This is a genomic window from Janthinobacterium sp. FT14W (genome assembly GCF_009208755.1).
Taxonomy (GTDB): domain Bacteria; phylum Pseudomonadota; class Gammaproteobacteria; order Burkholderiales; family Burkholderiaceae_D; genus Janthinobacterium; species Janthinobacterium violaceinigrum.
This window is the reverse complement of record NZ_WFLL01000011.1, coordinates 19,113-44,452: the sequence shown is the minus strand read 5'-3', so window position 1 is coordinate 44,452 and position 25,340 is coordinate 19,113. Positions and strand designations below refer to the sequence as shown.

The window sequence follows — 25,340 nt, the reverse complement described above, 5'->3', positions numbered from 1 at the left end:
GATGGCAGAGCTTGCCAACGAGTTGCCCAACATCAGCGCCGCGCACCTGGACGTGCCGGACCTGGACAAGCTGGCGCCGGCCAGCGTGTCCACCCATGCGCCGCGCATCCTGCTGCTGTATGGTTCCTTGCGCGAGCGCTCGTACAGCAAGCTGCTGACCCTGGAGGCGGAACGCATCCTGCGCCACTTTGGCGCCGACACGCGCGTGTTCGACCCGCACGGCTTGCCCATGGTCGACAGCGTGTCGCCCGAACACCCGAAAGTGCAGGAACTGCGCGCGCTGTCGCTGTGGTCGGAAGGGCAGGTCTGGTGCAGCCCCGAGCGCCATGGCGCCGTCGCGGGCGTGTTCAAGTCGCAGATCGACTGGTTGCCGCTGGAAACGGGCAGCGTGCGGCCCACGCAGGGACGAACACTTGCTGTGATGCAAGTGTCGGGCGGCTCGCAATCGTTCAACGCCGTCAACGGCTTGCGCGTGCTGGGACGCTGGATGCGCATGGTCACCATTCCGAACCAGTCGTCGGTGGCCAAGGCGTACCAGGAGTTCGACGATGACGGCCGCATGAAGCCGTCGCCGTATTACGAGCGCCTGGTGGATGTGATGGAAGAACTCTACAAATTTACTCTGCTGGTGCGCGACCGGCGCGACTACCTGGGCAGCCGCTACAGCGAACGGCTGGAAGCGGAGCCGGCCATCGTGCAGGAATTGGCGGGCGCGGCAATGGAACACGAGCGCACCTAGCTTTTCTGCAGCACATAAAAAACGGCGCCGTCGGCGCCGTTGTCTTTGCTGCAAGATCAATCCCGATCAGTGATTGCGGTCCACGGCAAACGAGCACAGTTGCAGCATGGATTGCTTGTAGACACTGTCCGGCCAGCCGGCGATGGCGTCGGCGGCGCGCTGGCCGGCGATTTCCGCCTGCTTGCGCGTGTAGTCGAGGGCGCCGCTATTGGTGATGGCCGCCAGGATGGCGTCGAAATGCTGCTCGTCGCCCTGCTCGATGCAGCTGCGCACCAGTTCGCGTTGCTCTGGCGTACCATTTTCCATCAGCCAGATCAGCGGCATCGTCGGTTTGCCTTCGCGCAAGTCGTCGCCCACGTTCTTGCCGATTTCCGCGGCGTCGCCTGCGTAGTCGAGCACGTCGTCGATCAGCTGGAAGGCCGTGCCCAGCGAGCGGCCGTATTCGGCAGCCGCTTCGATATCGGCTTCGCTGGCGCCGGCGATCAGGGCGCCCAGTTGCGCCGACGCTTCGAACAGCTTGGCTGTCTTCGAGCGGATGACGTTCAGGTAGCTCTCTTGCGTCACGTCCGGATCGTGCATGTTCAGCAACTGCAGCACTTCGCCTTCGGCGATCACGTTGGTGGCGTCGGACAGGATTTGCATGACGCGCATATTGTTCAGCGAGACCATCAGCTGGAACGAGCGCGAGTGCAGGAAATCGCCCACCAGCACGGAGGCGGCATTGCCGAACAGGGCGTTAGCCGTCTGGCGTCCGCGGCGCATCGACGATTCGTCGACGACGTCGTCGTGCAGCAGGGTGGCGGTGTGGATGAATTCGACCACGGCGGCCAGTTCATGGTGCGCCGTGCCGCGATAGGCGTGGGCATTGGCCACCAGCAAAATCAGCACGGGACGGATGCGTTTGCCGCCTGCGCTGATGATGTATTCAGCGATCTGATTGATCAGAATCACATCGGAGTGCAACTTTTGGCGGATCACCGTATTGACTGCGTCCATATCGGCGGCAATCGTTTGCACGATGGTGTTTTGGTTAACGTGTTTGTTAGCGTCAGACAAGGCGAACCTGCATTAGATTGTGGGTGCCGCGATTATACGACAAGGCTTGCGCGTGCGTGACGTTTGCCTATGGCTGTAGAGCAATTGATTGACCTGGTTGGCATTGGCGCGCGCTTTTCTGTCCGCCTGGCGCAAGCCTGACACGATGGTCAGGTTGTCGACATACCACGATCGTCAAGCTTTGTGAATACTTTTTGACGCAATTTCTCAGGCCGTGTATAATCGCTGGTTCCCCCTGTTGTGTACGGCTTGCTTTGCACGGCAAAGGGACAAATTCTTTCAACATTTGATGAGGTTTCAAATCATGTACGCGGTCATAAAAACCGGTGGCAAACAATACAAAGTTGTCGCTGGCGAAAAACTTAAAGTAGAACAGATACCGGCAGACATTGGTTCCGAAATCACCATCGATCAAGTTCTCGCAGTAGGCGCGGGCGACAGCATCAAGTTTGGTGCTCCATTGGTCGAAGGTGCAACGGTACTGGTTACGGTTGTGGCGCATGGTCGCCATGATAAGGTCAAAATTTTCAAGATGCGTCGTCGTAAGCACTACCAGAAGCATCAAGGCCATCGCCAGAATTTTACCGAAATCCAAATCGTTTCGATCAACGGCTAATCGCCGCTGTTTGAATTAATCAGCTATCAAGGAGTCTTAAATGGCACATAAAAAAGGCGGCGGCACAACGCGAAACGGCCGTGATTCAGAATCAAAACGTCTGGGCGTTAAAGTCTACGGCGGCCAAGCTATCAATGCTGGCGGCATCATCATTCGTCAACGCGGCACCCCAGTGCGCGCCGGCGAAGGCGTAGGCATGGGCAAGGACCACACGTTGTTCGCGCTGATCGCGGGCAAAGTGAAGTTCGTTGTCAAAGGTGCTGGCTCGAAGCAATTCGTGACCGTTGTACCAAACGAAGCAGTACCAGCGTAATTCATACACGGAGCGCCAGTTCGCTCCGCAATGATCGCATGATGTAAGGCGCAAGCCTTCAATCGAAAGGCTCTGCCCAAGGTAGAGCCTTTTTAGTTTTATGGCGGCAAAATTATGAAGTTTATCGACGAAGCAAAAATCGAAGTCATCGCGGGCGATGGCGGCAACGGCTGCGCCTCTTTCTGCCGTGAAAAATTCCGGCCTTTCGGCGGTCCCGATGGCGGCGATGGCGGCAAGGGTGGGTCCATCTGGGCTGTCGCCGACCGCAATATCAACACGCTCGTCGATTTCCGTTTTTCCAAAATGCACAAGGCTCGCAATGGCGAGCCTGGCCGTGGCGCAGATTGCTATGGCAAGGGCGCGGATGACATCCACCTGCGCATGCCTGTGGGCACCTTGATCATTGACAACGCGAGCGGCGAAATCCTGGCCGATTTGACCGAACACGGCCAGAGCGAATTGCTGGCCAAGGGCGGCGAAGGCGGCTGGGGCAATATCCACTTCAAGTCCTCGACCAACCGCGCGCCACGCCAAAAAGGCGAGGGCAAGGAAGGCGAACGCCGCGAACTGCGCCTGGAACTGAAAGTGCTGGCCGACGTGGGCCTGCTGGGCATGCCGAACGCGGGCAAGTCGACGTTCATCTCGGCCGTGTCGAACGCGCGCCCGAAAATTGCCGATTACCCATTTACCACCCTGCACCCGAACCTGGGCGTGGTGCGCGTGTCGCACGAGAAGAGCTTTATGATCGCCGATATTCCTGGCTTGATCGAAGGCGCTTCCGAAGGCGCGGGCCTGGGCCATCAATTCCTGCGCCACTTGCAGCGCACGGGCTTGCTGTTGCACATCGTCGACCTGGCGCCGTTCGAAACCAACGTCGATCCTGTCAAGGAAGCCAAGGCGCTGGTCAAGGAGCTGAAGAAATACGACGAGTCGCTGGCTGACAAGCCCCGCTGGCTGGTGTTGAACAAGCTCGACATGGTGCCGGAAGACGAGCGCAAGAAGATCGTCAAGGACTTCCTCAAGCGTTTCGCCTGGAAAGGTCCTGTCTTCGAGATCTCTGCGCTGAACCATCAGGGCTGCCCGGAACTGGTCAATGCGATCTACCAGCATCTGGAAGAGAAGAAACACAGCGAAAGCCGTGCCGAAGAAACGCAGATGACCGAAGAAGCGCGCGGTATCTCGTCGATCGACCCGGATGATCCGCGTTTCAAGATCATCGACTAAGGCTTTACTCCGATGTCTTACCAGGCGGCCGCTGTCGCGTCAGCGCGCAAGCAAGCGTGGCAGCGCCGTGTATTGCATCTGATCGCGTATGCTTACGGGCTGAGCGCGGTCGCCTGTTTGCTGTTCGCCGATGAGATGGCGGCCGGCATGGGCATCTTCCTCAATGGCGTCAACGGCTACAGCCAGTTCTACGCTTCCCATGTCGGTGTCTGGGGCGCTACCGCGCTGCTGGCACTGTTCGCAGCACGGCAGGGCGAACCGCCTGTCCTCGGCGATATCACTGCAATGTTGGTCCTGGCGCAGCCCGCCGGCCGTTTGTTCGCGGCCATCAGCTTCGGCTTGCCCCAGGGTTTTGTGTTGTTCATGTGCGCGATGGAGCTGACGGCGGGGCTGGCCTTGCTGCTGCTGCGTCCTGCGCGCTGACGTCTATTAAGTGAAGAGCGCCGCCCCATGGATTCCGTGATTCAAAAAGCTACCCGCATCATCATCAAAGTCGGCTCCTCGCTGGTCACCAACGATGGCCGCGGACTCGACCATGCCGCCATCGCCCGCTGGGCCGCGCAGATCGCCGGTTTGCGCGCCCTGGGCAAGGAAGTCGTGCTGGTCAGTTCCGGCGCCATTGCCGAAGGCATGCTGCGCCTCGGTTTCGAGCAGCGCCCCACCGATATCCACGAATTGCAGGCCTGCGCCGCCGTTGGCCAGATGGGCCTGGCGCAAATCTATGAAAGCAGCTTCCGCGCCCACCAGCTGGGCACGGCGCAAGTGCTGCTCACGCACGCCGACCTGGCTGACCGCGAACGCTACCTGAACGCCCGCTCCACCCTGACGACCCTGCTGCGCCTGGGGGTGGTGCCGATCATCAATGAAAACGACACGGTCGTCACCGATGAAATCAAGTTCGGCGACAACGATACCCTGGGCGCCCTGGTGGCCAACCTGATCGAGGCCGATGCGCTGGTGATCCTGACGGACCAGCATGGCCTGTTCTCGGCCGACCCGCGCAAGGACCCCAACGCTTACCTGATTACGCAAGGCATCGCCGGCGATCCGGCCCTGGAAGCGATGGCCGGCGGCGCCGGCAGCAGCCTGGGCCGTGGCGGCATGCTGACGAAAATCCTCGCCGCCAAGCGCGCCGCCAAGTCCGGCGCCCATACGATCATTGCCTGGGGCCGCGATAGCGATGTGCTCAGCCGGCTCGCCCAGGGTGAAGCGATCGGCACGGAGTTGCGGGCGCAAACGGGGCAGTTGACGGCGCGTAAGCAGTGGATGGCCGATCATCTGCACACGGCAGGCGCCGTCGTGCTGGACGCGGGCGCCGTGCAAAAGCTGCGCCAGGAAGGCAAGTCGCTGTTGCCGATCGGCGTGACGGGCGTGAATGGCGAATTCGGCCGCGGTGCCGTGATCACCTGCGTGGACGCCGACGGGCATCCGGTGGCGCGCGGCCTGTCCAACTACACGAGCGGCGAAGCACGCCGCATCATGCGCAAGCCCTCCACCGAGATCGAGGCGATTCTCGGCTACATGGAAGGCCATGAACTGATCCACCGCGATAATATGGTTTTGCTGTAGGCGTCCGCTTGCTGCGAATGACAAAAACGGCCCTTGCAGGCCGTTTTTTTTTGCCTTACACCACGGCCGGCATCGGCGACTTGTCCTTGTAGTCGCACAGGTCGGCAATCATGCAGTTCCAGCATTGGGGCTTGCGCGCCGTGCACGTGTAACGGCCGTGCAAGATGAGCCAGTGGTGGGCGTCGTGCAGGAATTCCTTGGGGATGAATTTCAGCAGTTTTTGCTCGACGATATCGACATTCTTGCCTGGTGCGATGCCGGTGCGGTTCGAGACGCGGAAGATATGCGTGTCCACGGCCATGGTCGGTTCGCCAAACGCCGTGTTCATGACCACATTCGCCGTCTTGCGGCCCACGCCGGGCAAGGCTTCCAGCGAGGCGCGGTCGCGCGGCACTTCGCTGCCGTGCTGTTCGAGCAGGATCTGGCAGGTGGCGATGACGTTCTTGGCCTTGGTGCGGAACAGGCCGATGGTGCGGATGTAGCTGGCCAGCTCGTCGACGCCCAGGGCCAGTATCTTGGCCGGCGTATTGGCGACCGGATACAGCAAGCGGGTCGCCTTGTTGACGGACACGTCCGTCGCCTGCGCCGACAGCAGCACGGCGATCAGCAGCTCGAACGGCGTCGTGTACTCGAGTTCCGTTTTCGGGGAAGGATTGGCAGCGCGGAAGCGCGTAAAGATTTCCAGGCGTTTGGCGGTGTTCATGCGTCTTTTTTCGGGGTGGCGGGGGCGGGCGGTTCGGTCTGGGCCGCGGCAGCGGCCTTGGCGCGCGCGCGCTCCATGGCGGCGGCGATGATGGCGCGCTTGCGCTCTTTCTCGGCCAGTGCATCTGGCGTGACGGGCACTTCCTGCGTCACTTCCTGCATCTTGGCGACGGCCTTGGCAGCCAGGCGGGCGTCGTTGGCCTCGCTTTCGCGGCGCAGGCGCTGCGTGCGGAAATCGTGGCGCGCGCGCGCGTCGTCGGCTTCTGCCTGGCTCCAGGCATCCCAGCCCGTGGCGTCGCCGCTGACCGGGTACATGACGATGCAGTCGACGGGGCAGGGCGCCACGCACAGGTCGCAGCCCGTGCACAAGCTCGTTACCACCGTGTGCATCTGCTTGGCGGCGCCGACGATGGCATCCACGGGGCAAGCCTGGATGCACAGGGTACAGCCGATACACAGCGATTCGTCGATGTAGGCGACCGATCGCGGACGTTCGAGGCCGTTGACGGGATTGAGCGGAATGACTTTCTTGCCCAGCAAGCCGGCCAGGCGCACGATGCCTTGCGCGCCGCCCGGTGGGCACTGGTTGATGTCGGCGCTGCCTGCGGCAATCGCTTCCGCATACGGGCGGCAGCCGTTGTAGCCGCATTTGGTGCATTGCGTTTGCGGCAGCAAGTCTTCGATCTGGTCGGCAAGTGAGGGAGAGGCGGGATGCGGCACGGTCATCTTCAATACGGTAAAACGTCATTATCGGCCATCTGGGCCGCGCACAAGTAAAAACCTGTTTTTTGAGAGGGGATAGCGCCTGCCGTGGCAGGCTTGTTGCAGGCGCGCCGCAATCGTATTTTATTTCCTACGGGAATGTCAAAGTGCAAATAAACAACTTTGCAATTCCTTTTTTTTGTGGGAGCATGATTTTGATCAAGTCTGTAATCAAAAAGCCGACCGCCAGTCCTGTTGCTGCGCTTGCATTGCAAGGCGCGCCAGGCCATAGGAGCAAAACATGCGTTTCCTCCGGACAGTTGGTTTGCCCTTCTGTTTGTTCATGCACTCTACACTTGCCGTGGCGCACGGGCAGGCTGGCTCTCCCATGGCGGCGCCGGGCGCGGCCGGCTCGCGCATCGTCCGCTTCGCGGCGGAGGACTGGCCGCCCTTCATTTCCCGCAGCCTGCCTGCCGACGGCATGTCGGGCGCCATGGTCAGCGCCGTCTTCGAGCGTCTCGGCTACACGGTCAAATATGAATATTTCCCCTGGAAGCGCGCCATGCAGTTCGGCCTGGCCAGTCCCCGCTATGCGGGTTTCCTGGCCGTCTGGCGCACGCCGGAACGGGAAAAGCTCTGTCACTTTTCTGCTCCCGTTGGCAACACGCAGGGGGTGCTGGCCTACCTGAAAGAGGATGGCGCGCCCGGCGCTACCCTGGCGGAACTGGGCAAGCTGCGCATCGGTACCGTGGCCGGCTATTCGAACGGGGAACAGTTCGATGGCATGGTGGCGCGCGGCGAGCTGAAGACGGAAGAAGGCTTGAATGACGCCACGAACCTGAAGAAGCTGTTCATCAAGCGCTACCGCGTGATCGTCATCGAGCGCCATGTCCTGCAGCACCTGCTGATGGGGCGCAACTTCAGCAAGGCCGAGCGCGAGCGCATCGCCATCATCGACACCGTCTTCAAGGAGCGCCCCGTGCATGTGTGCTTCAAGCGCGATGACGAAGGTGCCGCGCAGCAAAAACGCTTCAACGAGGCGGCGCGCGATATCGACACGGCCAGGCTGGAGCGCGACTACTGGAAACGGCTCGACCAGAGCCTGGCGACGGCTCCTCCCGGTCCCTGACACCCCGCGCCCTGTTGTTAGTTGCCAAAACGAAATATCTAAATACGAAACCATTCGTTCTTGTTTGTTTGTCCATCCTTTAGTCTGCAGCCACTGTGTTGACGACTTTGAAAGGATGTTTTCGTATGCCGGAACCGATTCACAAGCAAGATCCTGCTCCGCGCCTGCGGCAACTGGCGCACACCGTCTCGGCCGCCGTGCTGCTGCTGGGAGTGCCAGGCGCAGCGTATGCGCAAGCCGCGCCGGACGGCGCTGGCGCGCTGGCCGGCACCCCGCCCGATACCGTCATCGTCACGGGCGCGCGCGGCACGGGCCGCACGGTGGCCAACAGCGCCGCGCCCGTCGACGTGATCAGCGCGCAGCAACTGCTGGCCACGGGCAAACTGAACTTGCTCGACGCGCTGGACACGGCCTTGCCATCGTTTAATTTGCCCGCACGCGTGCAACCGGACCTGGGCAGCATCGTGCGCGCCGGGCAGCTGCGCAACCTCGACCCCTCGCATACCCTGGTGCTGGTCAATGGCAAGCGCCGTCATACGACGGCCATCGTCAACGAAGATGGCTTCCCCGGGTCCGTCGCCACCGACCTGGCCCTGATTCCCACGGGCGCTATTGCCCGCGTGGAAATCCTGCGCGATGGCGCTTCGGCCATCTACGGTTCCGACGCCATTGCGGGCGTCATCAACATCATCCTGAAATCCGATGACAAGGGCAGTTTCAGCACGCAGCTCGGTTCCACCTACGATGGCGACGGCACCAACGGTTCCGCGCGCATCGACGGCGGCACGCGCCTGGGCGAGCATGGCTTTGCCCACTTCGGCGCTGAAGTCCAGCGCCAGGGTATTGCCGTGCGCAACTTCGGCCTGAATCCCGGCTATCTGTCGTATCCGGCTGTACGCAACAGCGATGGCCAGCTGGTGAAATTGGGCGCGAACAACAGCTTGCCAGCGGGCGCTTCGCCGAACCCGGCCGAAGCGAACCGCAACAGCAATCCGTGGCGCAATACGGGCGTGCCGCAAAGCACGACCGCCTCTCTTAGCGCCAACCTCGGCTACGATCTGTCGAACGAGGTGCAGCTGTACGGCTTCGGTACCTACGCCCACCGCAATGCCCGTTCGGCGCAGAATTTCCGCCTGCCCAATACCATTTTCAATAACAACCGGGGCTTGCTGTCCGTGTATCCGGATGGCTTCACGCCGTATGAAACGACGAGCGAAAACGATTTTGCGCTGACGGGCGGCATCAAGGGCGAGACGGCTGGCTGGAGCTGGGATGTCAGCAGCACCTACGGCCGCGACGATATCGACGTGGGCGTGGAAAACTCGGCCAATTACTCGCTGACCTATCCGGGTGGCAAGACCGACTTCCGCATCGGCAATCAGCGCTACAGCCGCTCGACCACCAACGCCGACGCGCGCCGTCCCGTACCGCTGGGATTGAGCGAGCCGGCCGACCTGAGCGTCGGTCTCGAGTACTCGCATGAAACGCAGCAGCGCAGCCCCGGCGAACCCGCTTCCTGGCAGGGCAGCGGCTCGTCGGCGCTGGCCGGCTACCTGCCCGTCGATGCATCCGATACGGCGCGCCACAGCTACGCGGCGTACGTGGGCCTGGGCGCGAAACTGACGCCGCAATTGCTGCTCGATACGGCCCTGCGTGCCGAAAAATATTCGGATTTCGGCAGCAAGACGACGGGGCGGCTGTCCGCCCGTTATGACGTTACGCCCGCCGTGGCCGTGCGCGGCACCGTCAGCAATGGTTTCCATGCGCCCAGCCTGGTGACGCAATCGTATTCGAATACGTCCGATCATGCGGGCGTGCCCTATACCCTGGCGCAGCCGAATTCGGCTGCCGCGCGGGCACTGGGCGCGCAAGCGTTGAAACCGGAAAAATCGACGAATCTGTCGGCCGGACTGACCTTCAATCCTGCGTCCACCCTGCGCTTTGCCGTTGACGCGTATCAAATCAAGGTCAGCGACCGCCTGGGCGTGTCGTCGAACATCGGCATCGACCGCAGCTCGGGCGTGGCGCTCGACGGCAGCGGCCGTCCGCTGACGGCCGCGCAAGCCATGGTGATTGAAAACCTGCTGCGCTCGGCGGGATTGACAGTCGGCAATGGCCTGGTAGCGCATTATTTTGCCAACGTGGGCGACACGCGCACGCGCGGCATCGACTTGACGGCCGAGGATGTGCTGCGCGTGGCCGATGGCAAGCTGCGCTGGACGGCGGCCGCGAATTTCAACCACACGAGCCTGGTGGGCAAGGCGGCCTTGCCCGCCGTGCTGCAAGGCTTGCCGAACATCGGCACCCTGAGTAAATCGGCCGAGTACGACCTGCTGTACCGGGCGCCGCGCGACAAGGAAATCGTCACTGTGGCGTATGAAAAGGCGGGCTGGACGTTCAACCTGCGCGAGACGCGCTACGGCAAGCTCAAGCGCCTGAACGCGATCACGGGCGGCGACTACCAGCTGAAGGCGGCCTTCGTGACGGATGTCAGCGTCGGCTACGACATCAGCAAGCGCATCAACGTGACGGTGGGCGCCAACAATGTCTTCGACCAGAAACCGGGCCAGGTGCCGCGCGAGGCGCGCAGCGCCGCCAGCCTGGCGCAGTACACGGGCGCGTATGACAACTCGGGCCCGCTCGGCGTATTGGGTGGCTATTACTACGCCCGTGCCACTGTGCACTTTTGATCTGCCTTCTCTCCATACTGATAATCAAGAACAGGAAATCCTATGTCTGACAACAATCAACACGCGGCCATCGATCTGGAATGGGCGAACCTGCTGTCGCCGCAACGCCGCACGGTCTTGCGCGGCGGCGGCCTGGTGGCGGCATTGGCCGCTTCCGGTTTGGCGGGCTCCGCCCTCGCGCAGGATGGCGCCGTCAAACGCGTAAAAGACGAACAACCAGCGGCAACCGGCAAGAGTCCGTGGGGCGAACATACGGATACGGCGCCCACGCCGCGCCCCGTCAGCGTGCGGCCCGGCGAGGAAAGCTTGCCCTCGAAGCCGCGCGCCTACACGGATATCGAGAGCTATCACGCGCACATCTATTTTGACGAAGACAGCTACCAGAAGGCGGCGCTGATACGCAAATGGGCGGCCGAGCGCTTCCAGATCGAACTGGGCGACTGGAACCTGGAACCGCGGGGCCCGCACGTGACGCCCTCGTTTTATTTCGGCTTTACCAATGACTTGTTGCCCGTGATCGTGCCGTGGCTGCAGTTGAACAGCCTGGGGCTGACGATCCTGATCCACCCGAATACGGAAGATCCCCGCGCCGACCACCTGTATTACGCGCTGTGGGTGAACCGCTCGCAGCCCGTGAATGGCTATGCGATGAAAAAGCCGGGGCCGGGCGAGCCGAGAGTGGAGCAAATTTTTGTCAATACGCGCCCGACGGTGAAAATCGAGCGCGCATGACCTAGGCATAAAAGAAAACGGCACGCCAGGGTTGCCTGGCGTGCCGTTTTGACGGAAACACTGTGGATCAGGAATGTTTCTGGATGAATTCGCCGATTTTCGGGCAAATGATTTCGCGCCAGCGGCGGCCCGAGAAAATGCCGTAATGACCACATTTTGGTGCCACGAAATCCTGCTGCATGTCGGCAGGGATACCTGAACACAAGTCATGCGCCGCCTGCGTCTGGCCGGCACCGGAAATGTCGTCCAGTTCGCCTTCCACGGTGAACAGCGCCACATTCGTGATGTCTTGCGGACGCACCAGCTGGCCGCCCACTTTCCACGTGCCCTTCGGCAGGCTGAATTCCTGGAAGACAGTCTTGATGGTTTCCAGGTAGTACTCGGCCGGCATGTCCAATACGGCGTTGTACTCGTTGTAGAACTGGCGGTGGCCTTCCGCCGGCTCGTCGTCGCCCGTCACCAGGTGCATGTAGAACTCGCGGTGGCTTTGCGCGTGGCGGCCCGGGTTCATGGCGATGAAGCCGGCGTGTTGCAGGAAGCCGGGATACACCTTGCGGCCAAAGCCCGGATAGTTCGGCGGCACCGCGTAGATCACGGTGTTTTCAAACCACGAGAATTTCTTTTCCGTCGCCAGGTTGTTGACTTGCGTAGGCGAGCGGCGCGGGTCGATGGGGCCGCCCATCATCGTCATGGTTTTCGGCATGTGCGGATCTTTTGCCGTCGCCATCAGCGAGATGGCAGCCAGCACGGGCACGGTCGGTTGACAGACGGAAATGACGTGCAAATCAGGCGCCAGCAGGCGGATGAACTCTTGCACATAATAAATGTAGTCGTCCAGGTGGAACGGGCCTTCCGTCAGCGGTACCATGCGCGCGTCCGTCCAGTCGGTGATGTAGACATCATGCTCGGCCAGCAAGCCGCGCACGGTGTCGCGCAGCAGGGTCGAGTGGTGACCGGACAGGGGGGCAACCAGCAAAACTTTGGGCTGTTGCAAGCCAGTGGCTTCTTTCTTGAAGTGGATCAGGCGGCAAAACGGTTTTGTCACGACAACGTGTTCGCGGATGTCGACGCTCTCGCCTTTGACGAGAACGGATTTGATGTCGAATTGTGGTTTTTCGTAGTCTTTGCCAAGGCGGTACATCAGCTCGTAGCCGGCTGCGATGCGTTGCGAAAACGGGGTGTGGGCCAGTGGGGAAACCGGGTTGGTAAATAACTTGGAGGACATGTCTGCCCATTGCATCACCGGAGTGAGGAAAGAGCGTTGCAGTTCGTGCAGTTGGTAAAGCATATAGAGTCCTTGTTTAATTCCAAGCGCCAATGTCGGCTCAAATATCATAATCCAATTTTACGATATTTGTTGAGGACAAAATGTGCTTTACCGCGCATAGGTCCACGCTTTGCGCATTGCTGTGACTGCGCGCCACATTTGCGTGGATAGACCTGCAATGATGTTTTAAAGGTAAAAAAGCAGCGTTTCCGCTGCTTTTTGTGGCTCTTTTTTGCTGCTACGCCCCTGCGGGGACGGATGTCCCCGCCGCAATGGCCGCGGCAGATGCCGTGCGCTTAGCGCACCAGCATGTCGAGCTTGTCCTTGACGTCCTTGTATTGCTCGGCTTCCGGCAAGGCCGCCTTCGTCTTGGTGATCGAAGGCCAGTTGCGGGCCAGATCGACGTTGATCTTGATGAACGCTTGCTGGTCGCCCGGCACGTCTTCTTCCGCGAAAATCGCGTTCACCGGGCACTCTGCCACGCAGACTGCGCAGTCAATACATTCGTCCGGATCGATTGCCAGGAAGTTCGGGCCTTCCCGGAAACAATCTACCGGGCAGACATCGACGCAGTCGGTATAGCGACAGGCGATGCAGGATTCGGTGACAACGTGGGTCATAACAGTCCTATCAATATGGGGGGAGGTGCTGTAGCGCCTGCAGGAACCTCGGCGGCGCATACTAAAGCAAAGCATTGTATTTTAAGGCAATTCGCTATTTCTCACAAATCCCGCTTATATACAATACATATAAGCAAATTCATTTTTTCGCGTTGTCCTTGCCGCGCAGAGCGGGCAATTCAGCGACTATCCGGGACGTTGCCATGAAGAACGCGGCAAGAAAGCGACAGTCGCCCGCCGCAGCGGGGGGGCTGGGCGGGCGGGGGACTGTCTTGTCGTGTGGTGTTTTTGTTTTACTCAAATCAAGACCGGTACAAAATAAGTGCCAGAAACATCAGGCGCTGGCGCGTATTTGCTTCAGTAACTGTTGCCAGTGTGCATTTTCGGCACTGCCATCCTCGGCAAACGTGATGGTGCGGCGTGCAGTGGGCGCATCGACGGTGATCTGCCATTGGGGGATATCGGCGCCCACCTGGGGACCTGTGGCTTGCTGGTGCGTGAAAAAACCGCTACTGGCCAGCGTTGCTTCCAGCCCGGGACCAGCCGGATGGGCTTGGGTATCGATGTCATATTGTTCGCTCAGGCCGGCAAAGCCGCCGCTGCTGCGGGCTGAAATTTTCATGGTGCTCCTTGCTGTCGATGGTGGTGGGGACATGATGCAGCATGCCGTCGCCTGCGGCTGGCTGCGGGCGGGCCCGCAGCGCACGGCGTCTAGTCTATGATCGGGGACCGTAACTGCGGCACCAGGCGGCCAGCGCAGCGCGCTCCTCCTCGAGCAATTGTTCCGATTCGCTGCTGTATTCTGCGTGGTTCATGGTACCGCAGCAGGCGCGCCTGTCCTGCACGGCGCCATCCTCGTCGACGACGTCGGCGGCAAACGTGATCTGGTCCGCCGTCACCATGGCATTGGCCTTGAACACTTCGCGTACGGTAAAGCTGTTGCGGATGAAGTCCAGATAAGCAGTATTGCCGTCGGCCTGGGCGATGCTCAGCATCTGGCCGGCTACGTCGGCATACGTGGCGGCCTGGTCCGGTGCCGCCACCAGGGAGCGCAGGACCAGGCTGCGCAGGTAGTCGCCGCAGCGGTGCAGCACGGCCGCGTCATCTTCCAGCTGGGGCCGGCGTTCGTGGGCGAAGATGTCGGCCAGGATGTCGTAGATAGCGCCCGTGAATACCTGCGAGATGGCGTGCACTTCCGTGCCAGCCTCGGACAGCTTGATGTCGTTGTCCGCATTGCGCAAGCCGTTGGGGCGGCCCAGGGCCAGGCCGAATTGCTCCGCCAGGTCGGACAGAAAGGTCTTGTCGTGCAGGTCGGACTTCGTTTGGGCAATGACTGCTTCCACCTGGTCCAGCTGCGACAGGGCCAGGAAGATGGCGGTCAGGTCGCCAAACGATTCATGCAAGCCGCCCGTTTGCGGCGGATTGTTGCTGAGCAGCCAATTGGGCTTGAGGCCGTCGAGCACGGCGTGTCCCGTTTCATGGGAGACGATGTCGAGCGAGCGGCAGGTGTAGACGCGTTCGGTGGCGCCGTTGGGAATGAAGTCGCCGAACTTGAGGGCCTTGTCGCTGCGGCTGTAATACGCGTTCATGACATTGGGCAAACCGTGCGGAAACACGCTCAGGGGCGCCGTGTTGCTGGCGCCATTCCATTGCCACGGCAGGGGCGGTGCCGCGTCGTTGCTGGCCAGTGCGCGCTGGTACATGGTGAGCGTCATGCGCACGATGGAAAACGTGTGGACTGCGTCGAACTGGTCCGTGTTGGGCGAGACGATGAAGTCGCCGAAGGCATTCGGGCTGACCTGGGGAATGCCCGGTGCGCCAAACGTGATGCGCGCGTCGCGCGGGCCTTGCAGGATCAGCCCGGGCAGGAAGGCCTTGCGCGTGCCCAGTTCGGTGACGGACGGGTCCTGCTTCCAGATCAGCACGCGCGAACCGACGGGCACGGCTTCGAGCTTGCGGGTAACGGCGTCAAGCAGGCGGGGTGGCCCCGGCTGCAGGGTCAGCTGCGCATTCTTGCGGTGCTGCCGGTATGGCGCCGAGGGGGTGGGAACATAGCCGACTGGCAGGGATATGCCATTAGTCAGCACGGCTTCGACTGGCACGATGACTTTCTGGTCCATGGTAGCTCTCCAAAAACGCGCAACTGGAACTGAAATAGTCGGACTGCTTCGATACGTCCGGTTTGATCTTGCGCAAACGACGCGTGGGAAGATGCGGTTTTTTTCGTTCTCCCGGCACCGGCTGCCGCCGTGCCCGCCGCATGGCGGCTGGTATGATGCTGGCCGTATTGCCCCCGTTTTTAATAAAAGGATCGTTTGATGGCGGATATAAATATAGTTCAGCAACATAAGCTGACAGCAGCAAAGGCGCGCGAAGCGGCGCAACAGGTGGCCGACAAGCTGGCCCAGGAATATGACCTGGCGTGCGCCTGGGATGGCGATGTGCTGCGCTTCGAGCGCAGCGGCGTCGATGGTTCGCTGACCCTGGAAAAAGAGCAGGCGCAACTGCAAATCAAGCTGGGCTTCATGCTCAGCGCCTTTGCTTCCACGATCGAAGGCAAGATTGCCGAGAAGATGCGCAAGGTGTTTGCCGAGTCCGTTTGATGGCGTTGCCCCCGCTTGTCTGCCGCCGCTTTTGGTGGTAGGGATCGTGTTCGGGTGGCGGGCGAAAAGACGATGCAGGCAGGTCGCTTTTCGCCCCTTTACCCCCTTGTTTTGCGCTTGACGGTACGCTGGCGAACATTGCTAGCACATTTCTATTTGGAAAGCCATTGGACTTTGGTGGCTTTTTGCGTTATACTTGAGTCATATTTACAACAGCTACACCGCGTTTCACCTTCTGCTTCGCAGTACTCCCACTCGCTGAGTGGTGAATAATTCTTCGGGTTTTGCACCCGCATCCAGTTAAGTAGCTTGGTCGATTTTTTTTCGGTCAAATACATTTGGTGCCATGTATTTGCATGGCGCTAGCGTTGTTAAAAGTCCTGAACCACAGCCTCTTTTAGCACGCACACGGCACCCCGGCACCGGCTTTGGCCATCCGCTGGTCACACGCGTGTCACCCCCTGTTTTCTGTCGCTCCCGTGCGCTTGTTGCGCCGTGGCGTAGCCGACGCAACAGGGTTTGCTGATTCCCGCCGCAAGCTGGCAGCTTGCTGGGTTTCATTCCATTCGTCAAATCGAGGGAGAACCACATCGTGGCAAAAAAAATCATTATCGACCATGTGTTCAAAGTGTTCGGCGACAAGCCAGAAGAAGCACTTGAACTCGTCCGCCAGGGCGCCAGCAAGCAGGACATCCTGGCCAAGACCGACTGCACCATCGGCGTTTTCGACGCCACCTTTACCATTGAAGCGGGCGAGATCTTCGTCATCATGGGCCTGTCCGGTTCGGGCAAGTCGACCCTGGTGCGCATGCTGAACCGCCTGATCGAGCCCACCGCCGGCCGCATCCTGATCGACGGCAACGACATCAATACCCTGCCGGACGCCCAGTTGCGCGCCCTGCGCCGCAAGGACATCAGCATGGTGTTCCAGTCGTTCGCGCTGCTGCCGCAAATTACCGTGCTCGACAACACCGCCTTCGGCATGGAACTGGCCGGCATGCCCAAGGCCGAGCGCCATGCGCTGGCCCAGCAAGCTTTGGCCCAGGTGGGCCTGGACGGCTACGGCGCCAGCTATCCCGACGAATTGTCGGGCGGCATGCAGCAGCGCGTGGGCCTGGCCCGTGCCCTGGCCTGCGATCCATCGATCCTGCTGATGGATGAAGCGTTTTCCGCGCTTGATCCGATTATCCGTACGGAAATGCAATCGGAACTGCTGCGCTTGCAGCAGATCAAGCGCCGCACCATCGTCTTCATTTCGCATGACCTCGACGAAGCCATGCGCATCGGCGACCGCGTTGCCATTATGAAAGACGGCCACGTGGTGCAAGTGGGCACGCCGGAAGAAATCCTGCGCAAGCCGGCCAACGATTACGTGCGCAACTTCGTGCGCGGCGTCGATGCGGCGGCCGTCTTCAAGGCCAGCGATATCGCCCGCAAGAGCCAGATCGTGGTGTCGGAATCGCCGAGCCGCGGCTCGCGCGCCGCGCTGTCGATGCTGGAAGAGCAGGACCGCGCGTTTGCGTATGTCGTCAATCCGCAGCGCAAGTTCCTCGGCGTCGTCTCGGCCGATTCGCTGCGCAATGCGCTCGACGGCCATGTGGGCCCGCTGGGCCTGGCGCATGCCTATCTGCCCGACGTGCAGACCATCAATGCAGATGAGCCAGTCGCCGGCCTGTTCGGCCAGGTGGCGCAACTGCCTTACGCCGTCCCTGTGGTGGCCAACGACGGCAGCTTCCGCGGCGCCATCAGCAAGACAACCTTGCTGAAGTTCCTCGACCGCGATACGCCAGCCATTGCCGAGCCACAACAACAGAAAGGACAAGCATGAACCCAAGCACCGTTTCCACAGTAGAACCTGTTGTTGAACAGGCCGCCCAGATCAATCCCTGGGCGCTGACGCCGCCCACCGACGCCAGCACCGCCTGGCTCGATGCCGCCGCGCTTGCCGTGCAGCCGGAACACGCGGCCGGCTTTCACCTGACGCAGATTTTCGACGGCTCGCTGCCGCTGGAAAGCTGGATCAACCAGGGGCTGGGCTGGGTCGTCGCGCATTTCCGCCCGTTTTTCCAGGCCGTGCGCGCGCCCATCGACAGCGTGCTGTCCGGCGTGGAAGGCGTGCTGCTGGCCGCCCCGTCGCTGACGGTGATCGCCATCATCGGCTTGCTGGCATGGCAATTTACCAGCCGCACCCTGGCCATCGGCACCGTGCTGGCGCTGCTGCTCGTGTCCATGCTGGGCATCTGGCCGGAAGCCATGACGACCCTGTCGCTGGTCTTGACGTCGCTGGCGTTCTGCCTGGCCATCGGCTTGCCGTTGGGCATCTTTCTTGCCAGCAGCGACCGCGCGCAGAACATCCTGCGCCCCCTGCTGGATGCCATGCAGACGACGCCGGCCTTCGTCTACCTGGTGCCCGTCGTCATGCTGTTTGGTATCGGGAATGCGCCGGGCGTGATCGTGACGATCATCTTTGCCCTGCCGCCGCTGGTGCGTTTGACCAACCTCGGCATCCGCCAGGTGCGTCCTGACCTGATCGAAGCGGCCCGCGCGTATGGCGCCTCGCCGTGGCAGTTGCTGAGCCGCGTGCAGTTTCCGCTGGCCATGCCGTCCATCATGGCCGGTATCAACCAGTCGCTGATGCTGTCGCTGTCGATGGTGGTGATTGCCTCGATGATCGCCGTGGGCGGCCTGGGCCAGATGGTATTGCGCGGCATTGGCCGCCTGGACATGGGCCTGGCCACCGTGGGCGGCCTGGGCATCGTGCTGCTGGCCATCACCCTGGACCGCTTGACGCAGGCGATGGGCCAGCCACGCCGTGGCGTGCGCCACTGGTACCAGACGGGGCCCGTCGGTTGCGTGCTGCGCCTGGTGCGCGGCAATGCGGAGAAAAATAATGTTGAACAGCAAGCTACGCTGGCCAACGCACAATAAAGGATACCCATGCATCAAATCGAACATTTTAAAGCGACGCAAAAATCGCAACGCAAGTTCCAGCTGTATTCCGCCCTGGCGATTGCCGCCCTGGCCCTGACCACCAGCCTGGCCATGGCGCAGACGCCGGCCGCCGATGCGCTGCCCGGCAAGGGCGTCAAGGTGCAGGCGCTGCAAAGCTCGATCGCGGAAGAAACCTTCCAGACCATGCTGGTCGACAAGGCGCTGGAAAAGCTCGGCTATGAAGTGCAGCCGATCAAGGAAGTGGAATACCCGACCGCGCATATCGCCATCGCCAACGGCGACGCCACGTTCATGGCCGTGCACTGGGACCCCATGCACAAGGATTTCTATAACAATGCGGGCGGCGACGCCAAGCTGCTGCGCACGGGCCAGTATGCGGGGCCTGCCGCGCAGGGTTACCTGATCGACAAGGTGACGGCGGAAAAGTACAACATCACGAATATCGACCAGTTGCGCGATCCCACCCTGGCCAAGCTGTTCGACCACGATGGCGACGGCAAGGCCGACTTGACGGGCTGCAACCCCGGCTGGGGCTGCGAAGCGCTGATCGAGAACCACATGGATGCGTATAAACTGCGCGAAACGGTGACGCACGTGCAGGGCAGCTATGCGGCCCTGATCGCCGACACCCTGGGCCGCTACAAGCGTGGCGAGCCGATCCTGTATTACACGTGGACGCCGTACTGGGTCAGCGGCGTGCTGGTGCCGGGCAAGGATGTGATCTGGCTCAAAGTGCCGTTTTCGGCCAATCCGGACAAGGTGAATACCCGCCTCGACGATGGCAGCGATTACGGCTTTGCCGTCAACACGGCGCGCATCGTGTCGAATAAAGCCTGGGCGGAGAAGAACCCTGCCGCGGCCAGGCTGTTCGAGGTGATGCAACTGCCCGTGGCCGACATCAATGCGCAGAACGAGCGCATGCGCCGCGGCGAAAACACGCAAGCCGATATCGCGCGCCATACGGCCGGCTGGATCAAGTTCCACCAGCAGACGTTCGACGGCTGGATCGCGCAAGCGCTGGCGGCAGCGAAGCAGTAAGTTTCAGCGCTCTCCGGCTTTGAAAGAAGTGGCTACCGATTCGGTAGCCACTTTTGCGTTAACGGCCTGTTTTGGTGGTTTTTCGTGAGTTTTTAGGCCATTTTGGCCAGTTTCAGGTGCAAAATGGGGAAAGGCTGGCCAAACGGATCGCGTTCCGAGCGGTTTTCCTCGATAAAGCCCAGGTGGCGGTAAAAGCCGTGCGCTTGCGTGTTGTGCTCGTTGACGTCGACGGCCGTGGCGTGCAGGCTGCCGATGGCATGCCGGACCAGGGTGCGGCCGGCGCCGCTGCCGCGCCGGTCGGGATGGACGAACAGCATCTCGATCTTGGCGTGCTCGACGCACAGGAAGGCATAGGGGACACCGTCGGCAGCGCGCAGCACGTGCAGCAAGCCTTCGGCGGCGACCCTGGCCAGCTCGTCGCGCACGAAGGGCATCAGGACGCCGATATCGCTGTCGGCGAGGAAATCGTGGGTGGCGCGTACGGACAGGTGCCAGACGTCGAACAAGCGGGGCAGGTCGGCGGCGTGCGCCAGGGAAACCTGGGGAATCGGTGATGGTGTCATGCAGAAATTATACTGCCCCGGCAGGCGCCGGGGCAGGGAGCCATCAGTCCTTCAGGTCTTCGATCAGGTCGATGTACTGCTGTTGCGCCTCGTCCTTCGAGGTGCCGGCCAGGGCCGCCCAGGCGTCGAACTTGGCGCGGTTGACGAAATCGGTCATGCCAGGACGCTCGCCCGTGGCGTCGCCGCTCGACGCTTGCTTGAACAAGGCGTAGATTTTCAACAAGGTCATATTGTCCGGACGCTCGGACAGGGTCTTGGAATCGAGCTGCGCTTGTTCGAATTGCTCTTGTAAACTCATGATGGCTCCTGTGTGCTGATGGAATCGCTGGAAAAGTGCGGCAGGCCCGGCGGAGTGGCCGCCGTGCGTGCTGCAATGCCTGACATCATAGTGAAAAAAGGGCGCCGTGCATTAGAGGACATACTCAAAACAAAAACGCCGCCGCTCGGTGACGAGGGGCGGCGCCTGGCGCGGTCATGCGAACGCGGCCGGTTTCTTATACGCCCAGCAGTTCGACGTCGAAAATCAGGGTGGCGTTCGGTGGAATCACGCCGCCGGCGCCGCGTGCGCCATAGCCCAGGGCTGCCGGGATGATCAGCTGGCGCTTGCCGCCCACTTTCATGCCTTGCACGCCTTCGTCCCAGCCTTGAATGACGCGGCCGGCACCCAGCGGGAATTCGAATGGGTCGTTGCGGTCCTTGCTCGAGTCAAATTTCGCACCGGCGCTGCCGTCGTCGTTCTGCAGCCAGCCCGTGTAATGCACGACAACATTGTTGCCGGCTTGCGCTTCAGCGCCTTCGCCGACGGTGGTGTCGATGTATTGCAGGCCGGAAGCGGTAGTGGTGGTGGTCATGATAATCCTTGTGTAGGCGATGAAAGCTTCAGATTGTAGAGCAATGAGTTGCAAAGCGCCATTCCAGGCCCCGGACGGGGAAAAAGAGGCGATTACGGCGATGTGTGACTGTTGCTCGCATTTAAGGGGGGATTTAATACAAAAAATACAGTGTTCCACGTAAAATGCATGTTTTGTATTTAACAGTGATTTCTCCCATGTTCCGCAGTCTACGCCGCCTTGTTTTTTCCTCGCTGTGCCTGGTTTCCGCAATATCGACGGCGCAAGCCGAAGTGGTGGTGGTGCTCAATTCCCGTGATGCTACGGTGCAACTGCTGGACCAGAAAACCTACGCGCCCCTGTCCACCTTTGCCGTCGGCAAGGAACCGCATCATCTGATGGAGACGCCGGACGGCAAGTCGCTGATCGTCGCCAGTTCCGTGGGCAACGAGCTGATCTTCCTCGACCCCGTGTCGGGCCAGATCCAGCGCCGCATCAGCAATATCCTCGACCCCTACCAGATCGGCTTTTCGCCGGACCAGAAATGGTTCATCTCAAACTCGCTGCGCCTGGACCGCATCGACCTGTACCGCTACGACGGCAAGAACCTGACCCTGGCCAAGCGCATCCCGCTGCCGAAACTGCCCAGCCACATGGCGTTCACGGCCGACAGCACCATGGCCTTCATTACGCAGCAGGGCAGCAACCAGGTCAGCGCCATCGACCTGGCCACGCAGACGGTGAAGTGGACCATGCCCGTCGGCCCCGCGCCGGCCGGCATCACGATGACGCCCGATGGCAAGCATTTGCTGGTGGGCATCATGGGCAGCGATTACGTGGAAGTGATCGACTGGCGCGCGCAAAAGACCGTCAAGCGCATCAAGGCGGGCGCCGGCACGCATAATTTCCGCGCGCTGGGCGACAACCGCATGACGTTCGTGTCGAACCGCGTGTCGAACACCATCAACATCATCGACCAGCAAACCCTGGAAAACGTGGGCACCATCAATGTGCCCGGCGGCCCCGACTGCATGGAAATCACGCCCGATGGCAAGACCATGTGGGTGACCTTGCGCTGGATCAAGAAAGTGGCCGTGATCGACCTGACCACGCGCAAGGTGATCAAGACCATACCGGTGGGCCGCTCGCCCCATGGCGTGTATTTCGCCACCCACTCGCCGCGCATGTGATGCGCCATTGATGATGACACGCTTCGTTCTCGCGGGCCACGCGCCCGCCATGCTGCTGTGCGCCAGCGCCATGTGGTCGCCCGCGTCCGCGCAGGCGAGCGCGCCTGCCGCCGCATTTGTCACTGCAGCTGTCGCTGCACCTGTCACCGCAGCTGCCAAAGCGTCTGCCGCCACGCCTGCCGCCGCCTCTGCCACCCCCGCGGCCGCGCCGGCCGCCTGCAAGGGCACCATCTACATGACGTTCGACACGGGCAGCCAGTCGCAGGCGCAGCTGATTGCCGACGTGCTGAATAAACGCCATGTGAAGGCGACGTTTTTCCTGGCCAATGAAAAGACCACGCGCGGCGACTATTCGCTGGACCCGTCCTGGGCGCCGTACTGGAAAGCCCGCGTGGCCGAAGGCCATGCGTTCGGCACGCATACGTTTGACCACGTGTACTGGAAGAAAGATCTGGCCAACGGCTTGATCCAGGTCAAGCCTCAGTTCGGCAAGGACGGGGGCAAGCTGGCCTCGTTCACGGATAAGCAGTTCTGCGAGCAATTGCGCCGGGTCGATACGCGCTTCCAGGAACTGACCGGGCGCAAGCTCGACCCGTTCTGGCGCGCGCCGGGCGGCTACACGTCGCCACGCACCCTGGCGGCCGGCAGCGCCTGCGGCTACCAGCACGCGGGCTGGGCGCCGGCCGGCTATTCGGGCGATGAGTTGCCCAGCGATAAGTATCCGAACGCCATGCTGCTGAAGAAAGCGCTGGCGAACTTGCGCAGCGGCGACATCTTCATTGCACACATGGGCATCTGGTCGCGCAAGGATGCGTGGGCGCCCGCCAACCTGGACGCGCTGATCGCGGGCTTGCAGGACCAGGGTTTCTGCTTTGCCACCCTGCGCGCGCATCCTGCCTACGCGCAGAAGAAGGGTCAGCCATGATCGCCGCCGATATCGCCAGCTTCGCCGCTGCCGCCATCGACACTGTCGTCGACGCCTTTGGCGTGGCGCAAGGCTGGCTGTTCCAGAGCGTGGTCAATCCCCTCGTGTACCACCTGGGCTTTGGCGAATTCACGGAAGAAGCGTTCGAGGGCACGGAGTGGCTGCTGATCGGCCTGTGCGAGCTGGTGCTGCTGTTTCTCGTGCTGCGCCCGCTCGAAGCCTGGATTCCCGCGCAAAAGATCACGGATCCGCGCGCCCGCTGGAACGATTTTCTGTATACCGTGCTGCACCGGGTCGGCCTGTTTTCCGTGCTGGTCTTCTTCACGCTCGATCCGCTGATGGATGCACTGGCGGGCGCCTTGCGCTTCGACAATATCCATCCCCTGAACCTGGAGTCGCTGTTGCCCGGCATCAGTCCCTTGCTCAGTTTTATCATTTATTTTGTGATACTGGACTTCGTCGACTATTGCTACCACCGCGCCTCGCACCATTTCGGCTGGTGGTGGGGCTTGCACAGCCTGCATCACAGCCAGCAAAACATGAACTTGTGGAGCGATGACCGCAACCATCTGCTCGACGACTTCCTGCGCGACGTGGTGATGGCGCTGGTGGCGCTCGGTATCGGCGTGCCGCCTGGGCAATATGTGCTGCTGGTGTCGATTTCGCGCATCCTGCAAAGCTTGCAGCATGCAAATGTGAGGATACACTTCGGCCGCATCGGCGAGCGGCTGCTGATCTCGCCCCGTTTCCACCGCACGCACCATGCCATCGGCGTGGGGCATGAGTCGAAAGGCAAGGGCAGCATGGGCGGTTGCAACTTCGGCGTGGTCCTGCCAATTTGGGATATGCTGCTGGGCACCGCGAACTTCTCGGCGGGCTATGCGCGCACGGGCGTGCGCGACCAGCTGGCCCGCATCGACAGCAACGGTATTGGCCGGCCGGGACGCAACTATGGCCGCGGCTTCTGGCAACAGCAATGGCTGGGCCTGCGCCGCATGGTGGAATTTGCAAGATTGAAACGAAAAGGACGCCGCTGATGCGTAATGTGTTGAATTCGTATGGCCGCGCCTTGCTGTCGCAATTGCACGGCAAGATACTGCTGCTGAGCGTCGTGCCGTTCATCCTGTCGCTGATCCTGTGGGGGGCCCTGCTGTATGTGGGCCTGCAGCCGCTGATCGACAGCCTGCATGCGCTGTTTACCGAGTACGATTTCTTCCGCACCAGCGGCCAGGTGCTGGCCGCCTTCGGCCTGGGCGTGCTGAAAGCCGTGATCGTGCCCCTGATCGCCATGTTCATGCTGTTGCCGCTGATGATCTTGACGGCGCTCATTTTCATGGGCCTGTTCGCCATGCCGGCCATCGGCCGCCACATTGGCGGGCGGCATTTTCCGCAACTGGAAAAGAAACATGGCGGCAGCCTGCTGGGCAGCGTGGGCACCTCGCTGGCCACCTTCCTGCTGTTCATCATCGTCTGGGTGCTCATGTTGCCCCTGTACGCGTTCCCGCCCGCCGCGCTGGTGGGCCAGGCCCTGCTGTGGGGCTGGCTGACCTACCGCGTGATGGCGTACGACGCCATGGCCGATTACGCCAGCGTGGACGAGCGCCACGCCATCATGCGCACGCAGCGCTGGCCCCTGCTGGCCATCGGCATGGTCTCGGGCGCGGCCGGCGCCGTACCCGGCATGCTGTGGATGGGCGGCGTGATGTCGGTGGTGTTCTTCCCCTTCCTGGCGGCGTTCGCCATCTGGCTGTACGTACTGATCTTTATCTTCACGGGGCTGTGGTTCCAGTATTACTGTCTGGAAGCACTAGCGCGTTTGCGGGGCGTACGCGGCATGACCGACGTGGCGCCGGCGGACGCCTGACCTTATTAATTGAATC

Annotated in this window: 27 protein-coding genes; 17 read left to right on the top strand and 10 right to left on the bottom strand. The window is 61.4% G+C overall.

The window, feature by feature from the left end:
• The first annotated feature begins 1 nt into the window (after position 1).
• On the top strand, positions 2–739 hold the full coding sequence (gene arsH / locus GCN74_RS10100; RefSeq protein WP_152256554.1) for an arsenical resistance protein ArsH: 738 nt from the start codon (positions 2–4) through the stop codon (positions 737–739).
• Positions 740–805: 66 nt separating this feature from the next.
• Here the strand turns inward: arsH and ispB are convergent, their stop codons facing one another.
• Complete coding sequence (gene ispB / locus GCN74_RS10095) at positions 806–1,795, bottom strand: octaprenyl diphosphate synthase (RefSeq protein ID WP_152256553.1); 990 nt, start codon at positions 1,793–1,795, stop codon at positions 806–808.
• A 304-nt stretch (positions 1,796–2,099) separates the two neighbouring features.
• On the opposite strand from ispB, the gene rplU reads away from it, so the two are divergent.
• From rplU to proB, 5 genes are all read left to right on the top strand, one after another.
• Entirely contained in the window at positions 2,100–2,411 is a 312-nt protein-coding gene (rplU, locus tag GCN74_RS10090; protein WP_034754730.1) for a 50S ribosomal protein L21, read from the top strand.
• A 40-nt stretch (positions 2,412–2,451) separates the two neighbouring features.
• Positions 2,452–2,724, top strand: coding sequence for a 50S ribosomal protein L27 (rpmA, locus tag GCN74_RS10085; protein ID WP_070219281.1), 273 nt, complete (start codon positions 2,452–2,454; stop codon positions 2,722–2,724).
• 114 nt (positions 2,725–2,838) lie between these two features.
• Positions 2,839–3,948 (top strand): GTPase ObgE, encoded by a 1,110-nt coding sequence (gene obgE / locus GCN74_RS10080; RefSeq protein ID WP_152256552.1) that lies wholly within the window; start codon positions 2,839–2,841, stop codon positions 3,946–3,948.
• 12 nt (positions 3,949–3,960) lie between these two features.
• On the top strand, positions 3,961–4,371 hold the full coding sequence (locus tag GCN74_RS10075) for a hypothetical protein (protein ID WP_152256551.1): 411 nt from the start codon (positions 3,961–3,963) through the stop codon (positions 4,369–4,371).
• Positions 4,372–4,398: 27 nt separating this feature from the next.
• On the top strand, positions 4,399–5,517 hold the full coding sequence (gene proB / locus GCN74_RS10070) for a glutamate 5-kinase (RefSeq protein ID WP_152256550.1): 1,119 nt from the start codon (positions 4,399–4,401) through the stop codon (positions 5,515–5,517).
• A gap of 55 nt (positions 5,518–5,572) precedes the next feature.
• Here the strand turns inward: proB and nth are convergent, their stop codons facing one another.
• Positions 5,573–6,220 (bottom strand): endonuclease III, encoded by a 648-nt coding sequence (gene nth / locus GCN74_RS10065; RefSeq protein WP_152256549.1) that lies wholly within the window; start codon positions 6,218–6,220, stop codon positions 5,573–5,575.
• Positions 6,217–6,945 (bottom strand): electron transport complex subunit RsxB, encoded by a 729-nt coding sequence (gene rsxB, locus GCN74_RS10060; protein WP_152256548.1) that lies wholly within the window; start codon positions 6,943–6,945, stop codon positions 6,217–6,219. Before rsxB ends, nth begins: the two co-directional genes overlap by 4 nt.
• A gap of 319 nt (positions 6,946–7,264) precedes the next feature.
• Between rsxB and GCN74_RS10055 the strand changes: the two genes are divergently transcribed.
• From GCN74_RS10055 to GCN74_RS10045, 3 genes are all read left to right on the top strand, one after another.
• The gene (locus GCN74_RS10055) at positions 7,265–8,050 is read left to right on the top strand and encodes a substrate-binding periplasmic protein (RefSeq protein ID WP_226938970.1); all 786 of its coding nucleotides are present in this window, start codon (positions 7,265–7,267) and stop codon (positions 8,048–8,050) included.
• A 125-nt stretch (positions 8,051–8,175) separates the two neighbouring features.
• The gene (locus GCN74_RS10050; protein ID WP_152256547.1) at positions 8,176–10,740 is read left to right on the top strand and encodes a TonB-dependent receptor plug domain-containing protein; all 2,565 of its coding nucleotides are present in this window, start codon (positions 8,176–8,178) and stop codon (positions 10,738–10,740) included.
• A 42-nt stretch (positions 10,741–10,782) separates the two neighbouring features.
• Positions 10,783–11,472, top strand: a complete 690-nt coding sequence (locus GCN74_RS10045) for a DOPA 4,5-dioxygenase family protein (RefSeq protein WP_152256546.1) — start codon at positions 10,783–10,785, stop codon at positions 11,470–11,472.
• Positions 11,473–11,539: 67 nt separating this feature from the next.
• On the opposite strand, the gene GCN74_RS10040 is transcribed toward GCN74_RS10045, so the two are convergent.
• The 4 genes from GCN74_RS10040 to GCN74_RS10025 all read right to left on the bottom strand — a co-directional run bounded on the left by GCN74_RS10040 (position 11,540) and on the right by GCN74_RS10025 (position 15,479).
• Positions 11,540–12,760 (bottom strand): polyhydroxyalkanoate depolymerase, encoded by a 1,221-nt coding sequence (locus GCN74_RS10040; protein WP_152256545.1) that lies wholly within the window; start codon positions 12,758–12,760, stop codon positions 11,540–11,542.
• 275 nt (positions 12,761–13,035) lie between these two features.
• Positions 13,036–13,359 (bottom strand): ferredoxin FdxA, encoded by a 324-nt coding sequence (fdxA, locus tag GCN74_RS10035; protein ID WP_010395176.1) that lies wholly within the window; start codon positions 13,357–13,359, stop codon positions 13,036–13,038.
• A 334-nt stretch (positions 13,360–13,693) separates the two neighbouring features.
• Positions 13,694–13,981: a protealysin inhibitor emfourin gene (locus tag GCN74_RS10030; protein ID WP_152256544.1), complete on the bottom strand. Its 288-nt coding sequence runs from the start codon at positions 13,979–13,981 to the stop codon at positions 13,694–13,696.
• Positions 13,982–14,075: 94 nt separating this feature from the next.
• Positions 14,076–15,479 carry a hypothetical protein gene (locus GCN74_RS10025; protein WP_152256543.1) on the bottom strand — a complete coding sequence of 468 codons (1,404 nt, stop codon included), beginning with the start codon at positions 15,477–15,479 and terminating at the stop codon, positions 14,076–14,078.
• Between the two features lie 198 nt (positions 15,480–15,677).
• On the opposite strand from GCN74_RS10025, the gene GCN74_RS10020 reads away from it, so the two are divergent.
• The 4 genes from GCN74_RS10020 (at position 15,678) to proX (ending at position 19,952) form a co-directional block, all read left to right on the top strand.
• Positions 15,678–15,962 (top strand): polyhydroxyalkanoic acid system family protein, encoded by a 285-nt coding sequence (locus GCN74_RS10020; RefSeq protein WP_099379371.1) that lies wholly within the window; start codon positions 15,678–15,680, stop codon positions 15,960–15,962.
• 592 nt (positions 15,963–16,554) lie between these two features.
• On the top strand, positions 16,555–17,790 hold the full coding sequence (gene proV, locus GCN74_RS10015; protein WP_152256542.1) for a glycine betaine/L-proline ABC transporter ATP-binding protein ProV: 1,236 nt from the start codon (positions 16,555–16,557) through the stop codon (positions 17,788–17,790).
• On the top strand, positions 17,787–18,890 hold the full coding sequence (proW, locus tag GCN74_RS10010; RefSeq protein ID WP_152256541.1) for a glycine betaine/L-proline ABC transporter permease ProW: 1,104 nt from the start codon (positions 17,787–17,789) through the stop codon (positions 18,888–18,890). Before proV ends, proW begins: the two co-directional genes overlap by 4 nt.
• 9 nt (positions 18,891–18,899) lie before the next feature.
• Positions 18,900–19,952, top strand: a complete 1,053-nt coding sequence (gene proX, locus GCN74_RS10005) for a glycine betaine/L-proline ABC transporter substrate-binding protein ProX (RefSeq protein ID WP_152256540.1) — start codon at positions 18,900–18,902, stop codon at positions 19,950–19,952.
• A gap of 92 nt (positions 19,953–20,044) precedes the next feature.
• Here proX and GCN74_RS10000 read toward each other — a convergent pair whose 3' ends face one another.
• From GCN74_RS10000 to GCN74_RS09990, 3 genes are all read right to left on the bottom strand, one after another.
• Positions 20,045–20,515, bottom strand: a complete 471-nt coding sequence (locus GCN74_RS10000) for a GNAT family N-acetyltransferase (protein WP_152256539.1) — start codon at positions 20,513–20,515, stop codon at positions 20,045–20,047.
• 43 nt (positions 20,516–20,558) lie between these two features.
• The gene (locus tag GCN74_RS09995; protein WP_152256538.1) at positions 20,559–20,813 is read right to left on the bottom strand and encodes an acyl-CoA-binding protein; all 255 of its coding nucleotides are present in this window, start codon (positions 20,811–20,813) and stop codon (positions 20,559–20,561) included.
• A gap of 196 nt (positions 20,814–21,009) precedes the next feature.
• Positions 21,010–21,366: an FKBP-type peptidyl-prolyl cis-trans isomerase gene (locus tag GCN74_RS09990; RefSeq protein ID WP_034782471.1), complete on the bottom strand. Its 357-nt coding sequence runs from the start codon at positions 21,364–21,366 to the stop codon at positions 21,010–21,012.
• 197 nt (positions 21,367–21,563) lie between these two features.
• Between GCN74_RS09990 and GCN74_RS09985 the strand changes: the two genes are divergently transcribed.
• The 4 genes from GCN74_RS09985 to GCN74_RS09970 are packed head-to-tail and all read left to right on the top strand — an operon-like array spanning position 21,564 to position 25,324.
• A complete protein-coding gene (locus GCN74_RS09985; protein WP_152256537.1) occupies positions 21,564–22,535 on the top strand; it encodes a cytochrome D1 domain-containing protein in 972 nt (323 codons plus the stop codon).
• Between the two features lie 10 nt (positions 22,536–22,545).
• The gene (locus GCN74_RS09980) at positions 22,546–23,460 is read left to right on the top strand and encodes a polysaccharide deacetylase family protein (RefSeq protein ID WP_264372879.1); all 915 of its coding nucleotides are present in this window, start codon (positions 22,546–22,548) and stop codon (positions 23,458–23,460) included.
• Complete coding sequence (locus GCN74_RS09975) at positions 23,457–24,497, top strand: sterol desaturase family protein (protein WP_152256536.1); 1,041 nt, start codon at positions 23,457–23,459, stop codon at positions 24,495–24,497. Before GCN74_RS09980 ends, GCN74_RS09975 begins: the two co-directional genes overlap by 4 nt.
• Complete coding sequence (locus tag GCN74_RS09970; protein WP_152256535.1) at positions 24,497–25,324, top strand: EI24 domain-containing protein; 828 nt, start codon at positions 24,497–24,499, stop codon at positions 25,322–25,324. Before GCN74_RS09975 ends, GCN74_RS09970 begins: the two co-directional genes overlap by 1 nt.
• Positions 25,325–25,340 lie beyond the last annotated feature (16 nt).